We start from the raw sequence: 20604 nt of genomic DNA, 5'->3' as shown, positions 1-20604 counted from the left end.
AGAGAAGAGAAGAGAAGAGAAGAGAAGAGAAGAGAAGAGAAGAGAAGAGAAGAGAAGAGAGTCGCGCGTTGATATGTTTGTGAGATTTTATTTGTATTGGCATACATTTTTCTATCGTTTGGGAACAAATCGTGTTTTGTTATTAATAAAGGAATAAAATGAAAGCTGTTTTTGTGGTGTTTAATCATTTAAAAGACGCAAAAGAATTTGATGATGATTTGAAATTTGATGAGTATGAGTGGAATTTTGTAGAAGATTTTTATAGTGATCAATTTTATGAAATTTTGCGTAAAAATTACCAAGATATTAAACAAAAAAAGACGATTTTATTTGGCTTAAAATACCCTTTGGAGTCTTTAGAAGATAGAAAATTTATCAAAGAATTTATAAATTATTCGACAAAAACGCAAGCAAATTATTACTATTTTCCAAAGCCAACAAAAAATGCAAATTTAAACAACTTTGCTTTATTCGCCCTGCAAGATTCAATAACCTTAGATGCTTTTAAAATCTCTATTTTACAAAAACAAGGGGCAATTAGTATTTATCAATACGAACGCTTACAGCAAGTATTATATAAAGAAAATTTTAAAAAAGATTCCATATTTAAGCGTTTTTACCCAGAATCTAAACAGCTTTTTGATATTTCTCCTTTTTGGCAAGAATATCAAGCCGATAATGTAATAAATACTTATAACTTAATACAAAGGGCAACTTATTTTTATCCAGCACCAAAGGGAATAGGAATCCAACTTAATAATATTTGCAATTTGGAATGCACAATGTGTTGGCATTTTTCTCCTATTTATAAAGCAATGCACGATGAAGAAACGAAAAAATTTTATGCTAGCAAAAAAGAGATAGAAGAATCTGTTATTTATAGTGTTTTAGATTATGCAGGAAGGCATAAATGCACGGTGCATTTTAGTGCTAAGGGAGAGCCTACGATAGATAAACGCTTGCCTAGTTTTATTGCGTATGCAAAAAAAGCGGGTTGTCCTGTGATTTCCCTTGTTACAAACGCAACTTTGTTAGACAAAAAACTCACTAAAAAACTTTTAGATAGTGGTTTAAATCGTATTTATTTTAGTGTGGATGGAGCAACTGAAGAAACCTATGAAAAAACGCGTGGAGTTAAATTAAGTTTAGTGGAGTCAAATATTTGTAATTTTTTAGAAGAATCCAAAAATTATAAAGATATTAGAGTTAGATTTAATTGCACTTTAGAAGGAAATGCAATTAATGAAGTGGATGCTTTTGTTGAAAAGTGGAATCCTTATGCTAATGAAATTCAATCGTTAAATTTTACTTATGTAAATTCTTATACGCAAGATGGAGGATCTGTAAAAAAGCAAATTCACAATGCTTGTGAAGAAACGCGCGTGTGCAATGATCCTTGGCTTACGGATTTGTTGATTATTGATCCAATAGGAAATGTTTATCCAAGCTGTGGTTGTCCGGTATCTCAAAAGATTAGTGCGGGGGGGGGGGCATTATTAATGGGTAATGTTTATAAAAATAGTTTGAAAGAAATTTGGGATGGGATTAGATATAAGAATTTAAGAAAAGAGAATTTACTAAAAGAATTTTTAGAATTTAATCCTTGTCAAAATTGTTCTTCTAGGAAATTAGTTTCTGTTGCGCAAGAAAAATCAAATAAAATTGATATTGGAGTAAGAAAAATGTTTATCTTTAATAAAGACGAGGATAGATAGTGATACCATTTTCTAAACCATACATTAGTCAGATTGTTCGTAATAAAATTGAAGAAGTTGTAAGTAAGCAGTCTTTGTGTGGAAATGGTTTTTTCTGTAAAGAAGTAGAGAATTTTTTTAAAACAACTTTTTTAATGAAAAAAGTTTTGCTTACTGCTTCTGCAACGCAAAGTTTAGAAATGATGGCGTTACTTTTGGATATTAAAGCAGGAGATGAGATAATTGCTCCTAGCTTTACCTTTGTATCTAGCGTAAATGCGTTTGTTCTAAGGGGAGCTAGGGTTAAATTTATAGATATTAATCCTAAAACAATGAATCTTGATGAAAATCTGATCGAGCAAGCCATTACAAAAAAAACAAAAGCAATTATCCCCGTGCATTATGCGGGGATTGGCTGTGAAATGGATAGGATTATAGAAATTGCAAAACATTACAAAATAGCGGTTTGTGAAGATGCTGCGCAGGGAGTGAATGCGTTTTATAAAAATAAGCCATTAGGGAGTATGGGGCAATTTGGAGCGTTTTCATTTCACGAGACAAAAAACTATACAAGTGGCGGAGAAGGCGGAGCATTAATTGTTAATGATGAGAGATTCTATCAAAGAGCAGAGATTTTACAAGAAAAGGGGACAAATCGTAGCTTGTTTTTTCAAGGGATGGTAGATAAATATACTTGGGTAGATCTGGGTTCATCTTTTTTGCTTTCTGAATTACAAGCTGCGTTTTTGATGGGGCAACTAGAAGAGATTGATGAAATTTTACAAAAGCGATTAATGCTTTGGGGTCAATATTATGAAGCACTTTTACCATTGCAAGAAAAGGGTTATTTAAAACTTCCATTTTGTCCGAATTATTGTGCGCATAATGGGCATATTTTTTATATAAAAGTTAAGGATTTAAATCAAAGAAAAGAAATTCTAGAATTTCTAAAAGAAAAAGAAATTATCGCAACATTTCATTATATCCCTTTACATACTTCAGAAGCGGGTTTGAAGTTTGGTGAGTTTGTTGGATTAGATAGATATACTACTAAAGAGAGCGAAAGACTGCTTAGATTGCCTTTATATTATGATTTGGATCATACAAGCCAAGAAAAAGTCATTTCTAGTTTGTATGATTTTTGGAAAAAATAATGAAAGGTATTATTCTAGCAGGTGGGAGTGGGACTAGGCTTTATCCCTCTACACTTGGGATTTCAAAGCAGTTATTGCCAATTTATGATAAACCAATGATTTATTATCCATTTTCTGTTTTGATGCTTGCAAAAATCCGTGAAATTTTGATTATCTCTACACCAAAGGATACACCAAGATTTAAAGAGATTTTTGGCGATGGAAGTTGGCTTGGTATGAAAATAGAGTATTGCGTGCAAGAATCTCCTAATGGATTAGCGCAAGGGTTAATTTTAGCAGAGAATTTCATTAATGGTGATGATGTGGCGTTAATTTTAGGGGATAATATTTTTTATGGACAGGGATTTTCGCCGATGTTGCTAGAAGCAAAAGAAAGAGCAAAAAATGGGATTGCAAGTATTTTTTCATATCGTGTCAAAGATCCTTTTCGCTTTGGTGTGGCGGAATTTGATAAAGTAGGCAATGTGTTAAGCTTGGAAGAAAAGCCTAAAAATCCAAAGAGTAATTTTGCAGTAACAGGGCTGTATTTTTATGATAATAATGCAATTTCTATTGCAAAAACTCTTAAGCCTTCAGCGCGTGGAGAGCTAGAAATTACTGATGTAAATCTTGCATATTTAAGGCAAGGCAGGTTGTATTCTCAAAGTTTAGGGCGTGGGTTTGCGTGGTTGGATACAGGCACACACGATAGTTTGCTAGAAGCTGGTAGTTTTGTGCAAACAATTGAGCTAAGACAGGGTTATAAGGTGGCTTGTTTAGAGGAGATTGCATATTCTAATGATTGGATAACACAAGAGCTGCTTTTAAAGCGTGCAGAATATTTGAGCAAAAGTGGTTATGGTGCATATTTAAAAGGCTTAGTAAATGGAAATTAACGCATTTAATGCAGGCGATAAGATTCTTTGTTATAGTGATAAGATTAATTATTTTTTAAACTTTCATAAAACTTTAGTTGTTACAGAGTTAGATTTAACAAATATTTGTAATCACAAATGTCCGGGTTGTTGTGGAAATAATGAAAACAATGCACAACTCTCAAAAGAACAAATTGATAAGATTGTTGAAGGGTTAGTTAAACTTGGTAATAAAGGGGTGATTTTATCAGGGGGTGGAGAGCCTACTTTAAGCCCGCATTTTGAATATGCTGTGCAGCGCATTAGAGAAAATGGAATGAAGATTGGTCTAAACTCTCATGGGATGAATTTAGATAGAAAAAAATGTGAGATTATTGCGCGCAATATGGAGTATTTTAGAATCTCTTTAGATGCTGGAAGTGCTGAAATGTATGCAAAGATTCACGGAATGGGTGTCAAAGATTTTGACAAAACATTGCAGAATATCAAGTTATTTTCAGAAGTAAAAAAAGAGTTAGAATCCAAAACTTCTTTTGGAGTCGGATTTTTGACAAATAGAGAAACTTCTGTGGATATGGAATCTTTTGTGAGATTGGCAAAAGAAAATGGAGCGGATTTTGCGCAATTTCGTCCATTTATTGGAGATGACTTTGATGTTTTGCCACTTTTAGAAGCACTAAAAACAAAATATGAGAGTGATACTTTCAGGATTGTTGCAAGTTTTCAAAAGTATAAAGAAATGCAAAATTTAGAGCAAAGAGGCTATGATAAGTGCCACGGGATGTTCTTTAGCACTTGTATTAGTGCGGATTTTAAGGTGTGGGCTTGCTTGCACTTTAGACAGAGTCCAAAACATTTATTAGGAGATTTAAGCAAAGAGAGTTTGGAGCAAATTTGGCGTGGGAGTAGAATTAGAGAAGTTTATGAAAACATAGATTGTGCAACTTGTCCAATTTTGTGCCGTAATGATAGTTTTAATAAAACGTTAGATAAGTTGCAACTTAGCGTTTTTAATGCAGAGTTTTTATAAGGATTATTTATGCGTTATTTTATCTATCCAAAAGGCGGACACGGCAGAACTTTAGCAGAAATGATAAAATTTTTAGAGTCTTCAGTGGAGATTGCGTTTATTGATGATTATTATGCAGAGATTTCTTTAAAAACGCAAAAAGAAGAAATTTTAAGGAGTGGAGATAAGGTTTTATTAGCACTAGAGCAAAAGAATCCTTATAGCCGTGTGATTATGCAAAAGCTAATTGCAAATTTAAAAGAAGCAAAGATTTCAAATTATGCAAAGGCAGTTTTGTGGTATTCTTCAAAAATTGTAGAATCTGCTAGAGAAAAAGTGCTTCAAAAAGGTTGGAGTAGAGAAAATACTCTTGCTGTTGGTGTTTATAATCACGCTGGGGAGAAGCATTTAGGATTTGTTGATGAAGAGCTTAAACGGCAAGGCTTTAATGTGCTGTATTTGTGCAGTAATGATGTTTCTTATAAGAGCTACTCCAAAAAAGACTCTAGCAACTCTTTGGCAATCCCATTAGTTATTGAGCATTTTGATTTGGTGGATTTTGTATGGGGAATTTATATGACAACTCCACTAAATTATAAAAATCCTAGTGTGAAATATTTTTATCAACCCCACGGGATTGCGGATTTTTTAGAAAATATTTTGCGTTTTGGTGGTGTTGAAGAAACTATGGAGATCATTAGGCACGCTGATTATGTGGTCGCTCCTACAAAATTAGAAGTGGAGATTTTAAAAAAAGCATTGCAAGAATATCATTTAGAATCAAAAGTGCAGATTATAAAAGGAGGTTATCCGGCTTTTGAAATTGTCAAAGAACAATTGTTGGAATCTAAAAATGAAGTTTTGCGTGATAGTTTGCTAGTAGCAGTTTCTGATGAAGAAGATTTATTGGCGATTAAAGATGGCATTGCTTTGCTTTTAGAAAAAGGGATTAAAGTCATTTTTCGTCCAAGACCTTATTGGAATAAAACAGCAGTGGATAACTTTCAAAATGATTTTTTGGGATATTCTAATTTTAGTCTTGATAATGCTGATAAGATTCAAGCAAGTAGTTATCAAAAATCTTTTGCGGTTTTAACAACTGCTTCTAGTGTGGGCTATACCTTCCCACTTACGACCTTTTGTCCGGCGATTTTGTATTTTAAAGACAGAACAAAATTAGATTCCAACTTTTTTGGTTATGCCTATTTTAACCCCATTTTGCACAAGAGAGCTAGCACTCCTTTAGAATTATTAGAAGCTACGCAAGATCTCGCGTGTGTGCAGAAAAATCAAACGATTATGGAGTATAAAAATGCACAAGTATTTCATTTAGGGAGTGCTAGTTTAGAGATTGCAAAGAGTATTAAGGCAATCCATAAAGAAATTTGTTAGCAAAGGATTTTTTATGCAATATGGCTTTCAAGAGCATTTAACACCACATTTCCCTTCACAAATTACCATTGATGTTACACAATATTGTAATCTTGCTTGTATCCATTGTCCGCATAGTAATTTTGTAAAATCCTCTAGTTTTAGTGGGGCGCATTTAGATGAGATGGTGCATCAAAAGTTTATTGATGAAGTCTCAAGTGATGGCTTTGGGTATTGTGAGTATTTACGCTATACGGCAAATGGAGAGACGCTAATCCATCCAAAGATTGATAAGCTTTTAGAATACGCGTGTAAAAATTCAAAAACAAAGGTTAATGTAACAACAAATGGGATGCTACTTAATGCTAAGAATCGTGCGATGCTTTTAAGATTGGGTGTGAATGTTGTAGATATTAGTCTTGATGCTTTTTTAGATGAAACTTATGCAAAGATTAGAGTCAAAGGCGATTTAAAGTTAGTTAGAGAAAATATTTTAGCATTACTTAAGCAAAGAGAAGAAGAGAAATCTCCTTTAAAGCTTGTGGTGAGTTTTGTAGAGCAACCTTTAAATCAGAGTGAAACACAGGATTTTAAGAGTTTTTGGGAGAATGCTGGAGTGGATTTTGTTGTGATTAGAAAATTGCATTCTGCTGGAGGATTTAAAGAGAATATTAAAGAAAAAATGCTGAATTCTTTTGCAAAAGTGCGAAGAAAACCTTGCGTTTATCCTTGGGAGAGATTATTGCTTATGCCCACAGGAGAGATCGGTTTTTGTCCTGCAGATTGGGCTCATCAAGGGGTTTTGGGGGATTTAAGAAAGACAACTATAAAAGAAGTGTGGCAAGGGGAGAAAATGCAAGCTTTAAGAAAAGCTCATTTAGAGAATGACTTTAGTAGCTTCGCATTTTGTGGGCAATGCCCAGATTGGATACATACAAGATGGCCCAAAGAAGAAGGGAGAAATTATGCAGATATGATGCGCCAGATTGTGCCTGAGGATTTATTATGAAAATCTTGCATATTGTAGTGTATGAGGATAAATTTACCCCCCAGTTGATTTATAAGCTTAATGCATACTTTGCTAATAAAAAGACTTTTTATGTGCTTGTGGATAAAAAAGGACGTAAAGAGTTTCCAAAAGAGCTTTTAGCTTATGATAATGTGATGATTTATCAAGGGATTAAAGATTTTTGGAGGCTTTTAAGGGTTGCAAGTGGAGCGCGTGTTGTTGTTTATAATGCGCTTTTTTACCGCTTCTTTTTGCAAATGCAGCTTCTAGCTTGTGCGATTTTTAAGCCAAAGGTATGGATTGTGTGGAGTGCTGATATGTATCTTAGGGATTGTAGCAGCCTTTTAAAAAGGCTTTATAATCGTTTTTTGGTTTCAAGGTTTGCATATCTTGCAACTCCTATTGAAGGAGATTTTGAAAGTTATCAAAGAATATGGGGCTTTGGGGCGAAAAATTTACGCTTTTTCTTCCCCTTTTCACAAGATATTTTAAAGATCCCTTTGGTGCAAAAGGAGTCGCAAACAACTTGGATTCAGGTGGGTAATAGCGGGCATTATACAAATCGGCATTTAGAAGTCTTAGAAATGTTAAAGCCCTATAAAGATAGAGATCTTAAAATCGTAATCCCTTTATCTTATGGTTGTTCTAAAGACTATCAGCAAAGTGTGGAGAATGCCTATAATGAAATTTTTGGAGAGAAGAAAATCTGGGTTTTGAAAGAGAATTTGCCTTTTGTGGAGTATGCAAGGCTGCTAGGGCAAATTGATATTGGAATCTTTCATCATTTTGTGCAAGAAGCTGGGCATAATGTTATGCTTTTAGAAGCGTTTGGTAAAAAGCTTTATATTTGTCCGCAAAATACAATGTATAATATGTCTAAAGTGGTATTTGATGTAGAAGTTTTTAGCACAGAAGATTTAAAGAATCTATCTTTTGAAGAGTTTATCGCGTGGGATAGTAAGGATTCTAAAGCAAATATGGAGAAAATGTGTTATTTTATTAGTGATGAATTTTTTAAAGATGAGATTGAGAAGTTTTATGCTGTATTGCAAAAGGATTTTGAATGAAAAAAGTCGCCATTTCTCAATCAAACTATATCCCTTGGAAAGGATATTTTGATTTGATTAATAGTGTTGATGAGTTTGTGATTTATGACGATATGCAATACACAAGGCGTGATTGGCGGAATAGAAATCTTATTAAAACTCCAAATGGAACAAAGTGGTTAAGTATCCCTGTGGAAGTGAAAGGGAAATTTACACAAGCCATTAGAGAAGTTAAAGTTGTAAATATGCAGTGGAAAAGAGGGCATTTAGAAAGTTTGCGTCATAATTATTCTAAGGCTTTATATTTTAGGGATTATTTTGAATGGTTTGAGGATTTGCTTATGGGGATTGAAAGTGTTTATTTAAGTGAAATCAATATAAAGATTCTTAAAGAGATTAATGCTCAACTTGGGATTACTACAAAGATTTCGTATTCTTGGGATTATGAACTTTTGGGAGATAAAACACAAAAACTTATAAATATCTGCAAACAAATTGGAGCAAGTGAATATGTAAGTGGTCCAAGTGCGAAAAGTTATATTGATGAAAATTTATTTAAAGAGTCTAGTCTTAAACTAAGTTGGTTTGATTATACTAACTATCCACAATACACACAGCTTTATCCTCCATTTATTCATAATGTCAGTGTGTTGGATTTGCTTTTTAATGTAGGAGAAAATGCTGCATTGTATTTAAAAAGCTTTAGTCCTATTGTGCGGGGGGGGGGGCATTTCTACTCTTTTATAGCTTTTCTATCTCTTTTTATTATTTTTTATTCTTTGTCTTTTTTCTTGTATGGAATCTTAAATTTTATTTTGGTGGTGGCTTATGATTTTTGTTACTAAACCTTATTTGCCATCTTTTAAAAAATATCAAAAATATTTAGAGCGAATTTGGAAAAATCATCATCTTACAAATTTTGGTCCTTTGAGTTTAGAGTTAGAAGAAAAACTTAGTGAATATTTGGGTGTGAAATATTTAGTTGTCGTTAATAATGGGACTTTGGCATTACAATTAGCTTATAGGTTAGCGGGTTTAAAAGCAGGGGATAAAGTTATTACAACACCTTTTAGTTTTGTTGCTACGACAAATTCTTTATTATGGGAAGGTATCTTACCTATTTTTAGTGATATTAATAAAAATAACTTAAATTTAGATGTTGTAAAGCTTGCTAAACGCGTAGATTCTGATGTTAAGGCAATGATTTGTGTGCATGTGTTTGGAAATCCTTGTGAAGTGGAAGCTTTACAAGAATATTCTAGGAGACATTGTTTAAAGCTCATTTATGATGCAGCACACGCTTTTGGCGTAAGATATAAAGATAAAAGCATTTTTGAATATGGCGATATTTCTACGCTTAGTTTTCACGCAACAAAAATTTTTCATTGTGTAGAGGGTGGAGCTGTGATTTTAAAGAATGAAGCAATGTTTAAAGAAGCCAAAGAAATGATGAACTTTGGGCTTAGGGATTCTATGCCTATAAAACTTGGGATTAATCTAAAAAATAGTGAATTTCACGCTGCTATGGGACTTTGTGTTTTGGAGGATATGGGGTATATTTTAGAACAAAGAGAGAGATCTTGGAACTACTATGCAATGCATTTAAAAGATGATTTTATCTTGCAAGAATTTAATACGCAAGCCACTATGAATTATCATTATTTTCCTATTATTTTTGAAAGTGAATTGCAATTAACAGAAGCATTAAAGAGATTTAATCATAATGGAATTTTTCCTAGAAGATATTTTTATCCTTCTTTAGATGAGTTGTCATTTTTTGATGGTGGATTGTGTCCTGTTTCGAGGGATATTGCGCGCAGAATATTGTGCTTGCCTATGTTTGTGGGTTTAAGTAAAGCACAACAAGATAAGATTATTAACCTTTTAAAAGAAGTTAAAAGCTTTAATTGTGCGGGGGGGGGGGGAATAATGCCCCGCTCACTAGCTGTATTTTTATTTATCGTTTATTTTAAAGCTTTCTGTCAATTTCTTTTTCAATTTTTATTTATTACAACTTTTAAAATTATTTTGTTTATTGTAAGCTCTAATAAGGAGTTCAAATGGCGTATTTAACACAAAAAGAGCTTAAGACTTTGGGCTTTAAAAGTTTAGGGAAAAATGTTAAGGTTTCTACTAAAGCAAGCTTGTATGATGTGCATTTAATGGAGCTTGGAGATAATGTAAGGATTGATGATTTTTGTGTTGTTAGTGGAAATGTAATTTTGCAAGATTCTGTTTGGTTAGCTCCATTTTGTTTAGTAGCTGGTGGCTGTAAGTTTGATGATTTACAAGAAGGTGGGGTTTTAATTCAAGAATATAGCGTGTTTTCTTATGGAGTAAGGGTTTTTTCTAGAAGTGATGATTATGTAGGTGCAAATATTGGAGTTGTTGAAGCGGTTAGGATTGGAAGGCATTGTGTTTTTGGGGCAAATAGTGTTGTTTTTGCTGGGAGCAAGATTGGAGATTATGTTTCAGTTGGAGCGTTGAGTTTTGTTAAGGGGGTATGTAGAGAATATGGCATTTATGCTGGGATTCCAGCGCGATTACTTCAAATAAAACCTTTGCGGGGGGGGGGGATAATTTTTGTTGCTCTTCTTCAAAGAAGGTAGCATAATGAAGTGCTATCTTTTTTGCTTAGGATATAAAGGATATTTTGTCTTACAAGAGCTTGTTAGGCTAAATAAGCTTGAATTGATTTGTGGAGTAGTGAGTTGTGAGGATACAACGCAAGAGAGTTATTTTGAAAATATTAAAGAAATATGTTTGAAAAATAATGTGAAATTTTTTCATAAAACAATGCTAAATAAAATTGATAAAAATAAAATAGCCATTGCTATTGCTTGGCGATGGATTATTAAAGATTTTTCACAAGTGATTGTGATGCACGATTCTTTATTACCAAGATATAGGGGATTTAATCCGCTTGTAACGAGCTTAATTAATGGAGATGAATGTATAGGGGTTAGTATTCTGTATGGGATCAATGAATATGATAAAGGAGATATTATCGCACAAAGAAAACTTAACATCTCTTATCCTATCACAATATGGGAGGCGATTTTAAAAATCTCTTACCTTTATGCGGAATTATGTGTGGAAATATTGGAGAAAATTTCAAAAGGTCAAAAGATATTAGGTGTGCCACAAGAGCAAAAAAAAGCGACTTATAGTTTATGGAGAGACGATAAGGATTATTTTATTCAATGGAAATGGAGTAGTAAGAAAATCGTGCGCTTTGTTGATGCAGTGGGATTCCCTTATGATGGAGCAAAGGTGCTTTTTGGTGGGAATGTTCTTAGGGTGTTGAGGGCTGAAATTTTTGAAGATGTAAGAGTTGTAAATAGAGATTATGGGAAGGTGATTTTTATGGATAATGGTTGCTGTGTGGTGGTGTGCAAAAAGGGACTTGTTAAGCTATGTGAAGTGGTGGATATGCAAGGCAAGCAATGGAATGCTCCAAAATTTAGAATACGCTTTGAGTAGGAGTAAGAAAATGATTTTACATCTTTTAAGTTCTGCAACACATTCTGTTAGATTTGTAGAATTTATGCAAACATATTTTGATTTGAAAAAACATAAATTTGTTTATGTTCGCCCTGATGTTTGTAAATATGGATTAAGCAACTTTAAAGAAGTGGAGCATATTTCTACTTTAAATCAACGATTAAAGCTTATTTATCTAATGCAAAAAGCAGATAAGATTATTTTACACGGATTGTGGCGATATGAAGTGATTAATCTTTTGTATTTTCAAAAATGGCTTTTAAAAAAATGTTATTGGGTGTTATGGGGTGGAGATTTTTGTTTGGGTAAGGAGTCTTATAGCAAGAGACATAATTTTGTTTTACAAAATGTTGGGCATTTGATTTCTATTGCTGGGGATTATGCTTATGTCAAAAAAGAATATAACGCAAAAGGAGAAGTTTTTTACTCTAAAAGTTTTTATGTATCAAATGTTTTTAATGGAGAGTTTTATCTGTCTAATAAGAATAAAAAGTTGATGATTTTAATTGGAAATTCTGCTGATCCTTTAAATTTGCATAAGGATATATTAAATGCTCTAACACCTTATAAGGATTCTAATATAGAGTTGATTTGTCCTTTATCTTATGGTTCTAACAAAGAATATCAAGATGAAATTATAGAGTATGGTAAAAATATTTTTGGAGATAAATTTAAACCGCTTATAGAATTTATGCCTCTAAATGCTTATTTGGATCTTCTTTCTTCTTTGGATATTGCAATTTTTGCACATAAAAACCAGCAAGCTTATGGGAATATCATACAGCTTTTAGGAATGGGCAAAAAAGTCTATATGCGAAAAACTACTGCTTATAATGAAGTGCTTAAAAATGGATTAAAAGTTTTTGATTTTGATAGTGGTGTTGATTTATGTAGAATTGATGATAAGAACGCAATTGAAAATCATCGTTTAGCAAAGAAGATTTATTCTTTAGAAAATATGAAAAGAGAGTTTGAAGAATTATTTGGAGTAGATGATGAAGCATTTTAAATCGCAAACTTTTAGTGGAGATTTAGTTAGATATTATGAAATCTTTTTTAAGGATAAAAATTTTTTCCGTATTGGTGATTTTTTGTTGAGATTATTTAAAAAACAAACTCTTGGTAATAAAATATTAGATTTTGGGTGCGGAACAGGAATTTTTTGTGAGCATTTTGCAAGAAATGGTTATGAGGTTATTGGAGTTGATGTAAGTTTTGATATGATTGAATATGCTAAAAAAAATCATTCTTTTCATTCTGCGGGGGGGGGGGGCAAAATAGAGTATTATTGTGATGATATTAGAACTTTTTCAAACAATGTAAATAAAAATTTAGAAACATTTGATATTGTTTGTGCATTATCGCATGTGATTTGTTATCAAGTTTCTAATGAGTCATTGTTGAGGGTTTTTAATAATGCATATGATAGATTGCAAGACAATGGAATCTTTGTTTTTGATTTTTATCATCAAGCAGGGATTTTTACGCATAATCTTAAAGCAAGGATTAAAAAGGTTATAGATGGAGAGATTAGAATTGTAAGATTTTCTGAAGCGGAGTTTGATTTGATGGAGAACTCTATTAAAGTTTCTTATTCTTATTTAATTCGTGATGGTTCTAAAGAGCCTTTATTTTTAGAAAGTAATGATACAATGCGATTCTTTTCTGCCAAAGAATTAGAATTTTATCTTAAAAATGTTGGTTTTAGAGCTGTTGAGTTTTTTGATTTGGACGATTTTTGCAAAGTGCAATTAACAAGCCAACGACAAAATGGTTATTGTGTGGCAAGAAAATGAAAAAATATAGGGTTTGTCAATGTGTAGTATTTGTGGGGGAAATTATCCTTTAGAAGTGATTAAGAGAGCATCTAGTGTGATGGCGCATAGGGGACCGGATTTTAGCGGGAGTTTGACGCATCAAGAGGTTACACTAGCACACAATCGCTTGAGTATTTTGGATTTAGATAAGGAGGCAAATCAGCCCTTTACTTCTCCCTTTTGTCCGCATTTTGTGCTTGTGTTTAATGGAGAGATTTATAATTATTTAGAGTTAAAAGCGGAGCTAGAGAGTTTTGGGATTCCATTTTATACGACAAGTGATACAGAGGTTTTATTGCACGCTTTTGTATATTTTGGCAAGAATTGTTTAGAGAAGTTTAATGGTGATTTTGCTTTTGTAATTTTAGATAAACGCGATAATAGTCTATTTTTGGCGCGGGATAGGCTTGGGAATAAGCCTTTATTTTATGGGTTAGAAGGGGATAAAATCTGTTTTGCCTCAGAGATTAAAGGGCTTTTGGAGATTATGCCAAAAGAATTTAATAAAGAAGAAGTTGCAAAGTGGTTGCTCTTTAGCAATGGCAGTAAGGATAAAACGATTTATCAAGGGATTTTGCCTTTTCCAGCAGCGCATTATGGAGTGTTTAAAGGGGGCAAGTTGCAACTTGTGTGTTATTGGGACTTAAAAATCGCCCCTAAAGATTACACGCTAGATTCTGCGTTAGATGAGCTAGAATATTTGCTTTTAGATTCCTTGAAATTACGCTTGCGTTCTGATGTGAAGATTGGACTTAGTGTTTCTGGTGGTGTGGATAGCTCAATTTTAGCGCATTTAATGGCGCGTTTAAATGGGGATTGTAAGTGTTTTGGACTAAGTTTTAGGGATTTTAAAGATATTGATGAGAGCAGTTATATTAGCGCAATTTGTAGAGATGTTGGGGTGGAGATTTGCGAAATTAAGCCACAATTAGAAAGTTTAAAAGATGATTTTGCAAAGCTTGTGTTTTTTCAAGATGAGATTTTTAGAAGTTTTTCTATTTATGCGCAATTTGCATTGTTTAAAGAGATTTCTAAGACTTGCAAGGTGGTGCTTGGAGGACAGGGGGCTGATGAGCTTTTTGGGGGATATTATCATCATATTGGACGCTATGTTTTTGCGCATAAAGTTGCTTTTGAAGAGAGAATTAAGCTTTATGGAGAAGAAGCATTAAAGGAATATATGTTTGGGTTAAAATGTTCTTTAAATAGAGAGTTAAAGCTTCAAATTTTTGCACAAGATAATGCAAAAGATTTAGAAAAATTAGAAAAAATGGGCTTGCCTAAGCCATCGTTAGAAAATCTTTTGGAGCGGTTTTTGCTTGATTTTAATCAAGGGCTTTTGTTGGATACAACAGAGTTTAATTTGCCAAATTTATTGCGTTATGAAGATAGAAATGCAATGGCACACTCTTTAGAAAATCGCACGCCTTTTACGGATTTTAGGGTGGTAGAGTTTGCATTTAGATTGCCAGAACATTTAAAAGTGGCGCAAGGCTATGGCAAGTATCTTTTAAGAGTGTTGTTAGAAAAACTTGGGAGCAAACATCTTGCGTGGCGCAAAGATAAAAAGGGCTTTGCAGTGCCAGAGCTAGAATTTGCACAGAGTTTAGGTTATAATGCGCGAAATCTTTTTGATGTGCGTGCTGTGGTTTTTGAACAATTAAGGGATAGATAATGATTTGGATTGATGTGGCAACTCCTAAATATGCGATGTTTTTTGCGAGTATGATTAAAGAGTTGCAAAAAAGAAATCATAAGATTTTAGTTACCACGCGTTATGCTCCACATTACACAGAGGCAAAAGAAATTTTGGAGCTTCACAAGATTCCACATATTGTGCTTGGAGAGTATGGCGGAGCAACACTTTTAGAAAAATTTGAGGCTCGTATTTTTCGCCAAAAAGAAATTTTAGATCTTTTTAAAGCCAAAGGAGTGCCAAAGGTTTTAATCTGTGGTGCGGTAGTAGATAGTGTGCAAGTGGCTTATGGAATTGGGATACCAGTGGTGAATATTTATGATACACCAGCATTTGGTAAGCCTAGAGATGAAAAATGTCCAGAAGAGCTTACAGCGGTAGCTAGGCTTACTTTGCCTTTTTCTAAAATCTTTTTTTATCCTTTTATTTTGCCAAAAGAACTTATGCTTCGCTTTGCGCTTAATGAAGCACAAATAGAATCTTATCCTTTTATTGATGTTGCATTGTGGATTAAGGGCTTAAAAAAGGAATCCAAAAATGATTTTAGACTACGCTATGGAATGGATACTTCTAAGCCCACTATTTTAATTAGAGAAGAAGAGTATAAAGCACATTATGTTAAAGAAAAGATTCCAACAATTTATGAAGTTATCCCACTTTTAAGTGCGCAACTAGATGTGAATTTAGTGATTATGCCACGCTATGAAAAAGAACGCTTGAAAAATGATTTTGGGGCGGTTGCTACGATTTTAGAAGAGAAATTAAAGCCAGAAGAGTTTTATCCCTTTATTGATTTGTTTATCGGTGGTGGGGGGACTATGAATTTAGAGGCAGTTTGTTATGGGATTCCAACAATTTCTACGCGTTCTATTTGGTTAATCCACGATCAATATTTAATCAAAAATAAGCTAATGTTTTGGACGCAAGATTGCGATGAGATTTTAAAGATTGCTAAAGAAATGTTAGGTAAAAAGGTGGAATCAGAAAATTATTTCATCAAAGGTGCGTGTAATTTTGAGCGCATAATAGAGCGCATTGAAAGGGAGATTTTATGTTAGGAGTTGCATTGCTTGGTTGCGGTAGGATTGCAAAACGCCACGCAGATTTGTTAAGCAACAAGGAAATAGATGGCGCAAAACTCGTTGCAGTTTGCGATGTGCAAGAAGAGCGCGCAAAGGCATTTTCAGAAAAATATAAGATTCCATATTTTACGGATTTAAAAGCAATGATGAAAGAGTGTGGAGAGCAAATCCAGCTTGTTTCAATCTTAACACCTAGTGGAATGCACGCGCAACATACACTTGAAGTTGCTCCTTATCAAAAACATATCATTGTAGAAAAGCCTATGGCTTTAACCTTGGAAGATGCAGATAAGATGATACAAGTTTGTAGGGAAAATAGCATAAGATTATTTGTAGTGAAGCAGAATCGCTATAACTTGCCTGTGCAAAAGCTAAGAGAAGCATTAGAAGTAGGGCGGTTTGGAAAGCTTGTAATGGGAAGCGTGCGTGTTAGGTGGTGTAGAGATGATAGCTATTATAAGCAGGATTCTTGGCGTGGGACTTGGGAATATGATGGGGGAGTTTTTACAAATCAAGCAAGCCATCATATTGATTTGTTAGAATGGATGTTGGGTGATGTGGAGAGTGTGTTTGCAAAAAGCACAACGGCTTTAAGTGCAATAGAGACAGAAGATACCGGGATTGCGGTATTAAAGTTTAAAAATGGAGCTTTGGGCGTGGTGGAGGCTACAACTGCCACACGCCCTAAAGATTTAGAGGGGAGTATTTCTATTTTAGGTGAGTTTGGAAGTGTAGAAATTGGTGGTTTTGCAGTTAATCAAATGCGCCATTGGAATTTTGCAAAGTCTCTAGCAAGTGATGGGGAAGTTATGGAGAAATATTCGGTAAATCCACCTAATGTGTATGGATTTGGGCATAAGGAATATTATTTAAGTGTTGTGGATTGTCTAAAGAACAATAAAAAAGCTCTTGTAGATGGTGAAGAAGGAAGAAAGAGCTTAGAGTTAATTATTGCTATGTATGAATCTATTGAGAGTGGTAAGGAAGTATTTTTGCCTGTAGCTTCTAAGCAATGCAAATTGGGGAAAAAGGCGTGAAAAGAATTGTGTTTTTGGGCGCAAAAGAGATTGGCAAACAATGTTTGGAAATGTTGTTTAAAAAACAAAAAGACTTAGATTTTAAACTTATAGCAGTTGGGACTTCATCTAGAGGGGTGGGTGTTAGGGAGTTTGCAGAAGCAAAAGGGATTCCAATGATTAAGGATTTAAGCGTGCTTTTAAGTTTGGAATTTGACATACTCTTTAGTGTGCAATATCACGCGATTTTAACGCAAGAACAAATTGAGTGTGCAAAAGAAATTGCCTTTAATCTGCATTTAGCACCATTGCCAGAGTATAGGGGGTGCAATCAATTTTCCTTTGCGATTTTAAATGAAGATAGAGAATTTGGTGTAACTATTCATCGTTTAGCAAAAGGGATTGATAGTGGGGATATTATTTTTCAAAAGCGGTTTGAAATCCCAAAAGATTGTTTTGTAGATGAGCTTGTGGAATTAGCAAATATAGAAGGATTTAAGTTATTTTGTGAAAGTTTAGAAAAAATGTTAAAGGGGGAATATGGATTAATCCCACAAGATTCTATTAAGGCTTTACGCAGAGAGTTTCATTTAAGGAATGAAATTGAAGCTTTAAAATGTGTAGATTTACAAGCTTGCGGGGGGGGGGCATTAATTGAAAAAATCATTCGCGCAACAGCAATGCCCGGATTTGAGCCACCCTATTGCTACATTGGGAAAAGAAAATTTTATTTTCTGCAAGCAAAGCAAGATTAGAGATGTGGAGATGGGAGAAAATGTTATGCTAGTAGAGCCTTGCAATTTATATGAATGCTCTCTTGGAGACAATGTGTTTGTAGGTCCTTTTGTGGAGATCCAAAGGGGAGTTAGGATTGGTGCAAATACGCGTGTGCAAAGTCATAGTTTTATTTGTGAGTTAGTGAGTATTGGGGAATCTTGCTTTATAGGACATGGAGTAATGTTTATTAATGATTTATTTGAGTTTGGGAAACCTGCTGGAAATCCTAAGCTATGGAGAGAAACTAAGATTGGAAATAATGTTAGTATTGGCTCTAATGCTACGATTTTACCTGTTAATATTTGTGATGGGGCGGTGATTGGTGCAGGAAGCGTGGTTACAAAAAATCTTACTAAAAAGGGCGTATATGCAGGAAATCCTGCAAAATTAATAAGAGAGTTGTAATAAGGGAGCATAAATGGAGTTTGAAAAGATTGTAGAAATTGTAGAATCTAGGCGTGATGTGCTTAAAGGAAGTGAGAGGAGCATTGAAGTGGTGGATTTTGGTGCGGGAAGTCCGCGAGATAAACGCACAAAAGAGCAAATGGAAAAGGGTGTTTTGTGCGCGATTGCGCTTTGTGATTTAGCAAAAATTGGAGTTAAGAGAGAAAAGGCGCAGGAGATTTTTAAGATTTTTAAAGCCTTAAATCCTAAGGTGATTTTAGAGCTTGGCACTTGTTGTGGGTTTTCTAGTAGTTATATGAGTTATTTTGCGTCAGATTCTAGGATTTATAGCATTGAAGGGAGTGAGAATGTTGCAAATATCGCGAGAGAAAATCATCAAATCTTTGGGCTTAAAAATATTGAAGTTTTAGTGGGGAGATTTAACCTTGTGTTGCCTAGCCTTTTAGAACGCATTGCGCCATTAGATTTTGCATTCATTGATGGGCATCACGATAGGTTTGCAACGCTGGAGTATTTTCACACAATCCGCCCTTTTATGGACAAAGGTGGAGTGATGCTTTTTGATGATATTGCTTGGAGTGGTGGAATGCAAGAAGCGTGGGAGGAAATATTGGAATCTAAAATTTACAAAGAAGCCTATGTTGTGGGTGAAAATACTTGGAAAATGGGGGCTGTATGGCTGTGAAGTTTTTAGATTTGCACAAACAATATTTAAGTATCAAAAATGAGATTGATAGAGCGATATTTTCTGTGATTGAAAATAGTGCGTTTGTTGGTGGGGCAGAAGTTGAAGCCTTTGAAGAAGAGTTTGCTAGCTTTATTGGTGGGGTTAGTGCATTAGGTGTAGCAAATGGGACAGATGCGCTAGAGATTGCTATTAGGGCGTTGGAATTGCCAAAGAATTCTGTGGTTTTAGTGCCTGCAAACACTTTTGCTGCGAGTGCTGAAGCGGTGGTTAGTAATGGGCTTAGAGTGAAGTTTGTAGATTGTGGAGAGGATTATTCACTTGATATTGCGGATTTGCAATCTAAGATTGATTCTAGTGTTAGCGCGATTTTGGTGGTGCATTTGTATGGAATCCCTGCAAATATGAAGGAGATTTTAAGTCTTGCAAAAAAGTGGAATCTAAAAGTGATTGAGGATTGCGCACAGGCGCATGGAGCTAGATTTAACGGGCAAAGAGTTGGGAGTTTTGGCGATGTGGCAACTTTTAGTTTTTATCCGGGCAAGAATTTAGGGGCTTATGGTGATGGGGGAATGATTGTAAGTAAGGATTCTGCGCTGTTAAGAAAGTGCAAGGAAATCGCTCATCACGGAGGATTGCAGAAGTATCAGCATAATATTGTGGGGAGAAATTCTAGGCTAGATGGAATCCAAGCGGCGATTTTACGCGTGAAGTTACGTTATTTAGAAGCTTGGAATATAAGACGCAAGGAAGTGGCGCAAATGTATTTTGATGGGCTTAGTGGTGTTATCTTGCCGAAAGTGGCTAGCAATAGGGAGTGTGTGTGGCATTTGTTTGTAATAAGATGTGAGAAACGGACAGCTATAATAGAATCGCTTAAGAAAGTTGGAATCCAAAGTGGGCTGCATTATCCTGTGGCGCTACCTAATGCACCTGCTTTTTCTAAAAAATCCTATGTTGTAGAAACAGAATGTAAAAATGCGTTTGCTTGGCAGGACAAGATTTTGTCTTTGCCTATGGGAGATCATTTAGAAGATGTTGAAGTAGAAAGGGTGATAGGGACTTTAAAGGAGAGTTGCTAATGCATTATTATATTTATCCTGCAGGTAGGACTGGAAGAACATTGGGCAAAATGCTAGATTATTGTCAAATCAATGCAACTTATAGTTTTATAGATGATAATAAACAAGGGATAACCCTAAAAGAACAATCTTTAAACATTAAAAAGCAACTTGCAAACAATGAAGCTGAAATTGTGTTGGCTTTAACACAAGGAATTGTTATTACGCAAAGCAGAATGGAAAAATTAATTAAAAATTTAAGAGAATTAGGAATTAATCGTTATCTTGAAAATGAATTTATTCAGCAAATTATTCTAAGAGTTTGCCAAAAGGCTCAAATAGAAGTGCAACGCCTAATTAGTCGGGGGGGGGGCATTTATTAGTAGGTGTTATTCTGTATGGATTAGGAGAAGAGAAGCATTTG

The 20604-nt window shown here is 34.3% G+C and carries 21 protein-coding genes; all 21 read left to right on the top strand.

Going from position 1 to position 20604, the window contains the following annotated elements; all coding sequences use genetic code 11:
• Positions 1 to 158 precede the first annotated feature (158 nt).
• The 21 genes from Q0358_RS01630 to Q0358_RS01530 are packed head-to-tail and all read left to right on the top strand — an operon-like array spanning position 159 to position 20563.
• Positions 159 to 1715, top strand: a complete 1557-nt coding sequence (locus tag Q0358_RS01630; protein WP_299546339.1) for a radical SAM protein — start codon at positions 159 to 161, stop codon at positions 1713 to 1715.
• On the top strand, positions 1715 to 2848 hold the full coding sequence (gene rffA / locus Q0358_RS01625; protein WP_299546337.1) for a dTDP-4-amino-4,6-dideoxygalactose transaminase: 1134 nt from the start codon (positions 1715 to 1717) through the stop codon (positions 2846 to 2848). The genes Q0358_RS01630 and rffA overlap by 1 nt, the downstream gene beginning before the upstream one ends.
• Positions 2848 to 3723: a glucose-1-phosphate thymidylyltransferase RfbA gene (gene rfbA / locus Q0358_RS01620; protein WP_299546335.1), complete on the top strand. Its 876-nt coding sequence runs from the start codon at positions 2848 to 2850 to the stop codon at positions 3721 to 3723. Before rffA ends, rfbA begins: the two co-directional genes overlap by 1 nt.
• Positions 3713 to 4732 carry a radical SAM protein gene (locus tag Q0358_RS01615; RefSeq protein WP_299546333.1) on the top strand — a complete coding sequence of 340 codons (1020 nt, stop codon included), beginning with the start codon at positions 3713 to 3715 and terminating at the stop codon, positions 4730 to 4732. The genes rfbA and Q0358_RS01615 overlap by 11 nt, the downstream gene beginning before the upstream one ends.
• A gap of 9 nt (positions 4733 to 4741) precedes the next feature.
• Entirely contained in the window at positions 4742 to 6103 is a 1362-nt protein-coding gene (locus Q0358_RS01610; protein ID WP_299546331.1) for a hypothetical protein, read from the top strand.
• 13 nt (positions 6104 to 6116) lie between these two features.
• Entirely contained in the window at positions 6117 to 7091 is a 975-nt protein-coding gene (locus Q0358_RS01605; RefSeq protein WP_299546329.1) for a radical SAM/SPASM domain-containing protein, read from the top strand.
• Positions 7088 to 8158: a TDP-N-acetylfucosamine:lipid II N-acetylfucosaminyltransferase gene (locus Q0358_RS01600; RefSeq protein ID WP_299546327.1), complete on the top strand. Its 1071-nt coding sequence runs from the start codon at positions 7088 to 7090 to the stop codon at positions 8156 to 8158. Before Q0358_RS01605 ends, Q0358_RS01600 begins: the two co-directional genes overlap by 4 nt.
• Positions 8155 to 8982 (top strand): WbqC family protein, encoded by an 828-nt coding sequence (locus tag Q0358_RS01595; RefSeq protein ID WP_299546325.1) that lies wholly within the window; start codon positions 8155 to 8157, stop codon positions 8980 to 8982. Before Q0358_RS01600 ends, Q0358_RS01595 begins: the two co-directional genes overlap by 4 nt.
• Positions 8966 to 10210, top strand: a complete 1245-nt coding sequence (locus Q0358_RS01590) for a DegT/DnrJ/EryC1/StrS family aminotransferase (protein WP_299546323.1) — start codon at positions 8966 to 8968, stop codon at positions 10208 to 10210. The genes Q0358_RS01595 and Q0358_RS01590 overlap by 17 nt, the downstream gene beginning before the upstream one ends.
• On the top strand, positions 10198 to 10746 hold the full coding sequence (locus Q0358_RS01585) for an acetyltransferase (protein WP_299546321.1): 549 nt from the start codon (positions 10198 to 10200) through the stop codon (positions 10744 to 10746). Before Q0358_RS01590 ends, Q0358_RS01585 begins: the two co-directional genes overlap by 13 nt.
• Before the next feature lie 4 nt (positions 10747 to 10750).
• The gene (locus Q0358_RS01580) at positions 10751 to 11620 is read left to right on the top strand and encodes a formyltransferase family protein (RefSeq protein ID WP_299546319.1); all 870 of its coding nucleotides are present in this window, start codon (positions 10751 to 10753) and stop codon (positions 11618 to 11620) included.
• A 10-nt stretch (positions 11621 to 11630) separates the two neighbouring features.
• On the top strand, positions 11631 to 12650 hold the full coding sequence (locus Q0358_RS01575) for a TDP-N-acetylfucosamine:lipid II N-acetylfucosaminyltransferase (RefSeq protein ID WP_299546317.1): 1020 nt from the start codon (positions 11631 to 11633) through the stop codon (positions 12648 to 12650).
• Positions 12637 to 13437, top strand: a complete 801-nt coding sequence (locus Q0358_RS01570; RefSeq protein ID WP_299546315.1) for a class I SAM-dependent methyltransferase — start codon at positions 12637 to 12639, stop codon at positions 13435 to 13437. The genes Q0358_RS01575 and Q0358_RS01570 overlap by 14 nt, the downstream gene beginning before the upstream one ends.
• Positions 13438 to 13456: 19 nt before the next feature.
• Positions 13457 to 15133 carry an asparagine synthase (glutamine-hydrolyzing) gene (asnB, locus tag Q0358_RS01565; protein WP_299546312.1) on the top strand — a complete coding sequence of 559 codons (1677 nt, stop codon included), beginning with the start codon at positions 13457 to 13459 and terminating at the stop codon, positions 15131 to 15133.
• Complete coding sequence (locus tag Q0358_RS01560; protein ID WP_299546310.1) at positions 15133 to 16212, top strand: DUF354 domain-containing protein; 1080 nt, start codon at positions 15133 to 15135, stop codon at positions 16210 to 16212. Before asnB ends, Q0358_RS01560 begins: the two co-directional genes overlap by 1 nt.
• The gene (locus tag Q0358_RS01555) at positions 16206 to 17273 is read left to right on the top strand and encodes a Gfo/Idh/MocA family oxidoreductase (RefSeq protein ID WP_299546308.1); all 1068 of its coding nucleotides are present in this window, start codon (positions 16206 to 16208) and stop codon (positions 17271 to 17273) included. The genes Q0358_RS01560 and Q0358_RS01555 overlap by 7 nt, the downstream gene beginning before the upstream one ends.
• Positions 17249 to 18007, top strand: coding sequence for a formyltransferase family protein (locus Q0358_RS01550; protein WP_006801943.1), 759 nt, complete (start codon positions 17249 to 17251; stop codon positions 18005 to 18007). The genes Q0358_RS01555 and Q0358_RS01550 overlap by 25 nt, the downstream gene beginning before the upstream one ends.
• A 10-nt stretch (positions 18008 to 18017) precedes the next feature.
• The gene (locus Q0358_RS01545) at positions 18018 to 18434 is read left to right on the top strand and encodes an acyltransferase (RefSeq protein ID WP_299546305.1); all 417 of its coding nucleotides are present in this window, start codon (positions 18018 to 18020) and stop codon (positions 18432 to 18434) included.
• Positions 18435 to 18447: 13 nt separating this feature from the next.
• The gene (locus Q0358_RS01540; RefSeq protein ID WP_006801941.1) at positions 18448 to 19119 is read left to right on the top strand and encodes a class I SAM-dependent methyltransferase; all 672 of its coding nucleotides are present in this window, start codon (positions 18448 to 18450) and stop codon (positions 19117 to 19119) included.
• On the top strand, positions 19110 to 20201 hold the full coding sequence (locus Q0358_RS01535) for a DegT/DnrJ/EryC1/StrS family aminotransferase (RefSeq protein WP_299546300.1): 1092 nt from the start codon (positions 19110 to 19112) through the stop codon (positions 20199 to 20201). The genes Q0358_RS01540 and Q0358_RS01535 overlap by 10 nt, the downstream gene beginning before the upstream one ends.
• A complete protein-coding gene (locus Q0358_RS01530; RefSeq protein ID WP_299546298.1) occupies positions 20201 to 20563 on the top strand; it encodes a hypothetical protein in 363 nt (120 codons plus the stop codon). Before Q0358_RS01535 ends, Q0358_RS01530 begins: the two co-directional genes overlap by 1 nt.
• Positions 20564 to 20604: the final 41 nt, after the last annotated feature.

The organism is uncultured Helicobacter sp., from assembly GCF_937893305.1.
Lineage (GTDB): Bacteria > Campylobacterota > Campylobacteria > Campylobacterales > Helicobacteraceae > Helicobacter_D.
The sequence above is the reverse complement of the archived record's forward strand: the minus strand, read 5'-3'. Positions and strand labels throughout refer to the sequence as shown.

What these genes read in the sequence shown, in the direction of transcription:
- Q0358_RS01590 (WP_299546323.1), top strand. Translation starts at nt 8,966, where the DNA reads ATGATTTTTGTTACTAAACCTTATTTGCCATCTTTTAAAAAATATCAA.
- Q0358_RS01560 (WP_299546310.1), top strand. Translation starts at nt 15,133, where the DNA reads ATGATTTGGATTGATGTGGCAACTCCTAAATATGCGATGTTTTTTGCG.
- Q0358_RS01605 (WP_299546329.1), top strand. Translation starts at nt 6,117, where the DNA reads ATGCAATATGGCTTTCAAGAGCATTTAACACCACATTTCCCTTCACAA.
- Q0358_RS01610 (WP_299546331.1), top strand. Translation starts at nt 4,742, where the DNA reads ATGCGTTATTTTATCTATCCAAAAGGCGGACACGGCAGAACTTTAGCA.
- Q0358_RS01550 (WP_006801943.1), top strand. Translation starts at nt 17,249, where the DNA reads ATGCAAATTGGGGAAAAAGGCGTGAAAAGAATTGTGTTTTTGGGCGCA.
- Q0358_RS01570 (WP_299546315.1), top strand. Translation starts at nt 12,637, where the DNA reads ATGAAGCATTTTAAATCGCAAACTTTTAGTGGAGATTTAGTTAGATAT.
- Q0358_RS01535 (WP_299546300.1), top strand. Translation starts at nt 19,110, where the DNA reads ATGGCTGTGAAGTTTTTAGATTTGCACAAACAATATTTAAGTATCAAA.
- Q0358_RS01540 (WP_006801941.1), top strand. Translation starts at nt 18,448, where the DNA reads ATGGAGTTTGAAAAGATTGTAGAAATTGTAGAATCTAGGCGTGATGTG.
- Q0358_RS01595 (WP_299546325.1), top strand. Translation starts at nt 8,155, where the DNA reads ATGAAAAAAGTCGCCATTTCTCAATCAAACTATATCCCTTGGAAAGGA.
- Q0358_RS01630 (WP_299546339.1), top strand. Translation starts at nt 159, where the DNA reads ATGAAAGCTGTTTTTGTGGTGTTTAATCATTTAAAAGACGCAAAAGAA.
- Q0358_RS01615 (WP_299546333.1), top strand. Translation starts at nt 3,713, where the DNA reads ATGGAAATTAACGCATTTAATGCAGGCGATAAGATTCTTTGTTATAGT.
- Q0358_RS01555 (WP_299546308.1), top strand. Translation starts at nt 16,206, where the DNA reads ATGTTAGGAGTTGCATTGCTTGGTTGCGGTAGGATTGCAAAACGCCAC.
- Q0358_RS01545 (WP_299546305.1), top strand. Translation starts at nt 18,018, where the DNA reads ATGGGAGAAAATGTTATGCTAGTAGAGCCTTGCAATTTATATGAATGC.
- asnB (WP_299546312.1), top strand. Translation starts at nt 13,457, where the DNA reads ATGTGTAGTATTTGTGGGGGAAATTATCCTTTAGAAGTGATTAAGAGA.
- Q0358_RS01585 (WP_299546321.1), top strand. Translation starts at nt 10,198, where the DNA reads ATGGCGTATTTAACACAAAAAGAGCTTAAGACTTTGGGCTTTAAAAGT.
- Q0358_RS01575 (WP_299546317.1), top strand. Translation starts at nt 11,631, where the DNA reads ATGATTTTACATCTTTTAAGTTCTGCAACACATTCTGTTAGATTTGTA.
- Q0358_RS01600 (WP_299546327.1), top strand. Translation starts at nt 7,088, where the DNA reads ATGAAAATCTTGCATATTGTAGTGTATGAGGATAAATTTACCCCCCAG.
- Q0358_RS01580 (WP_299546319.1), top strand. Translation starts at nt 10,751, where the DNA reads ATGAAGTGCTATCTTTTTTGCTTAGGATATAAAGGATATTTTGTCTTA.
- Q0358_RS01530 (WP_299546298.1), top strand. Translation starts at nt 20,201, where the DNA reads ATGCATTATTATATTTATCCTGCAGGTAGGACTGGAAGAACATTGGGC.
- rfbA (WP_299546335.1), top strand. Translation starts at nt 2,848, where the DNA reads ATGAAAGGTATTATTCTAGCAGGTGGGAGTGGGACTAGGCTTTATCCC.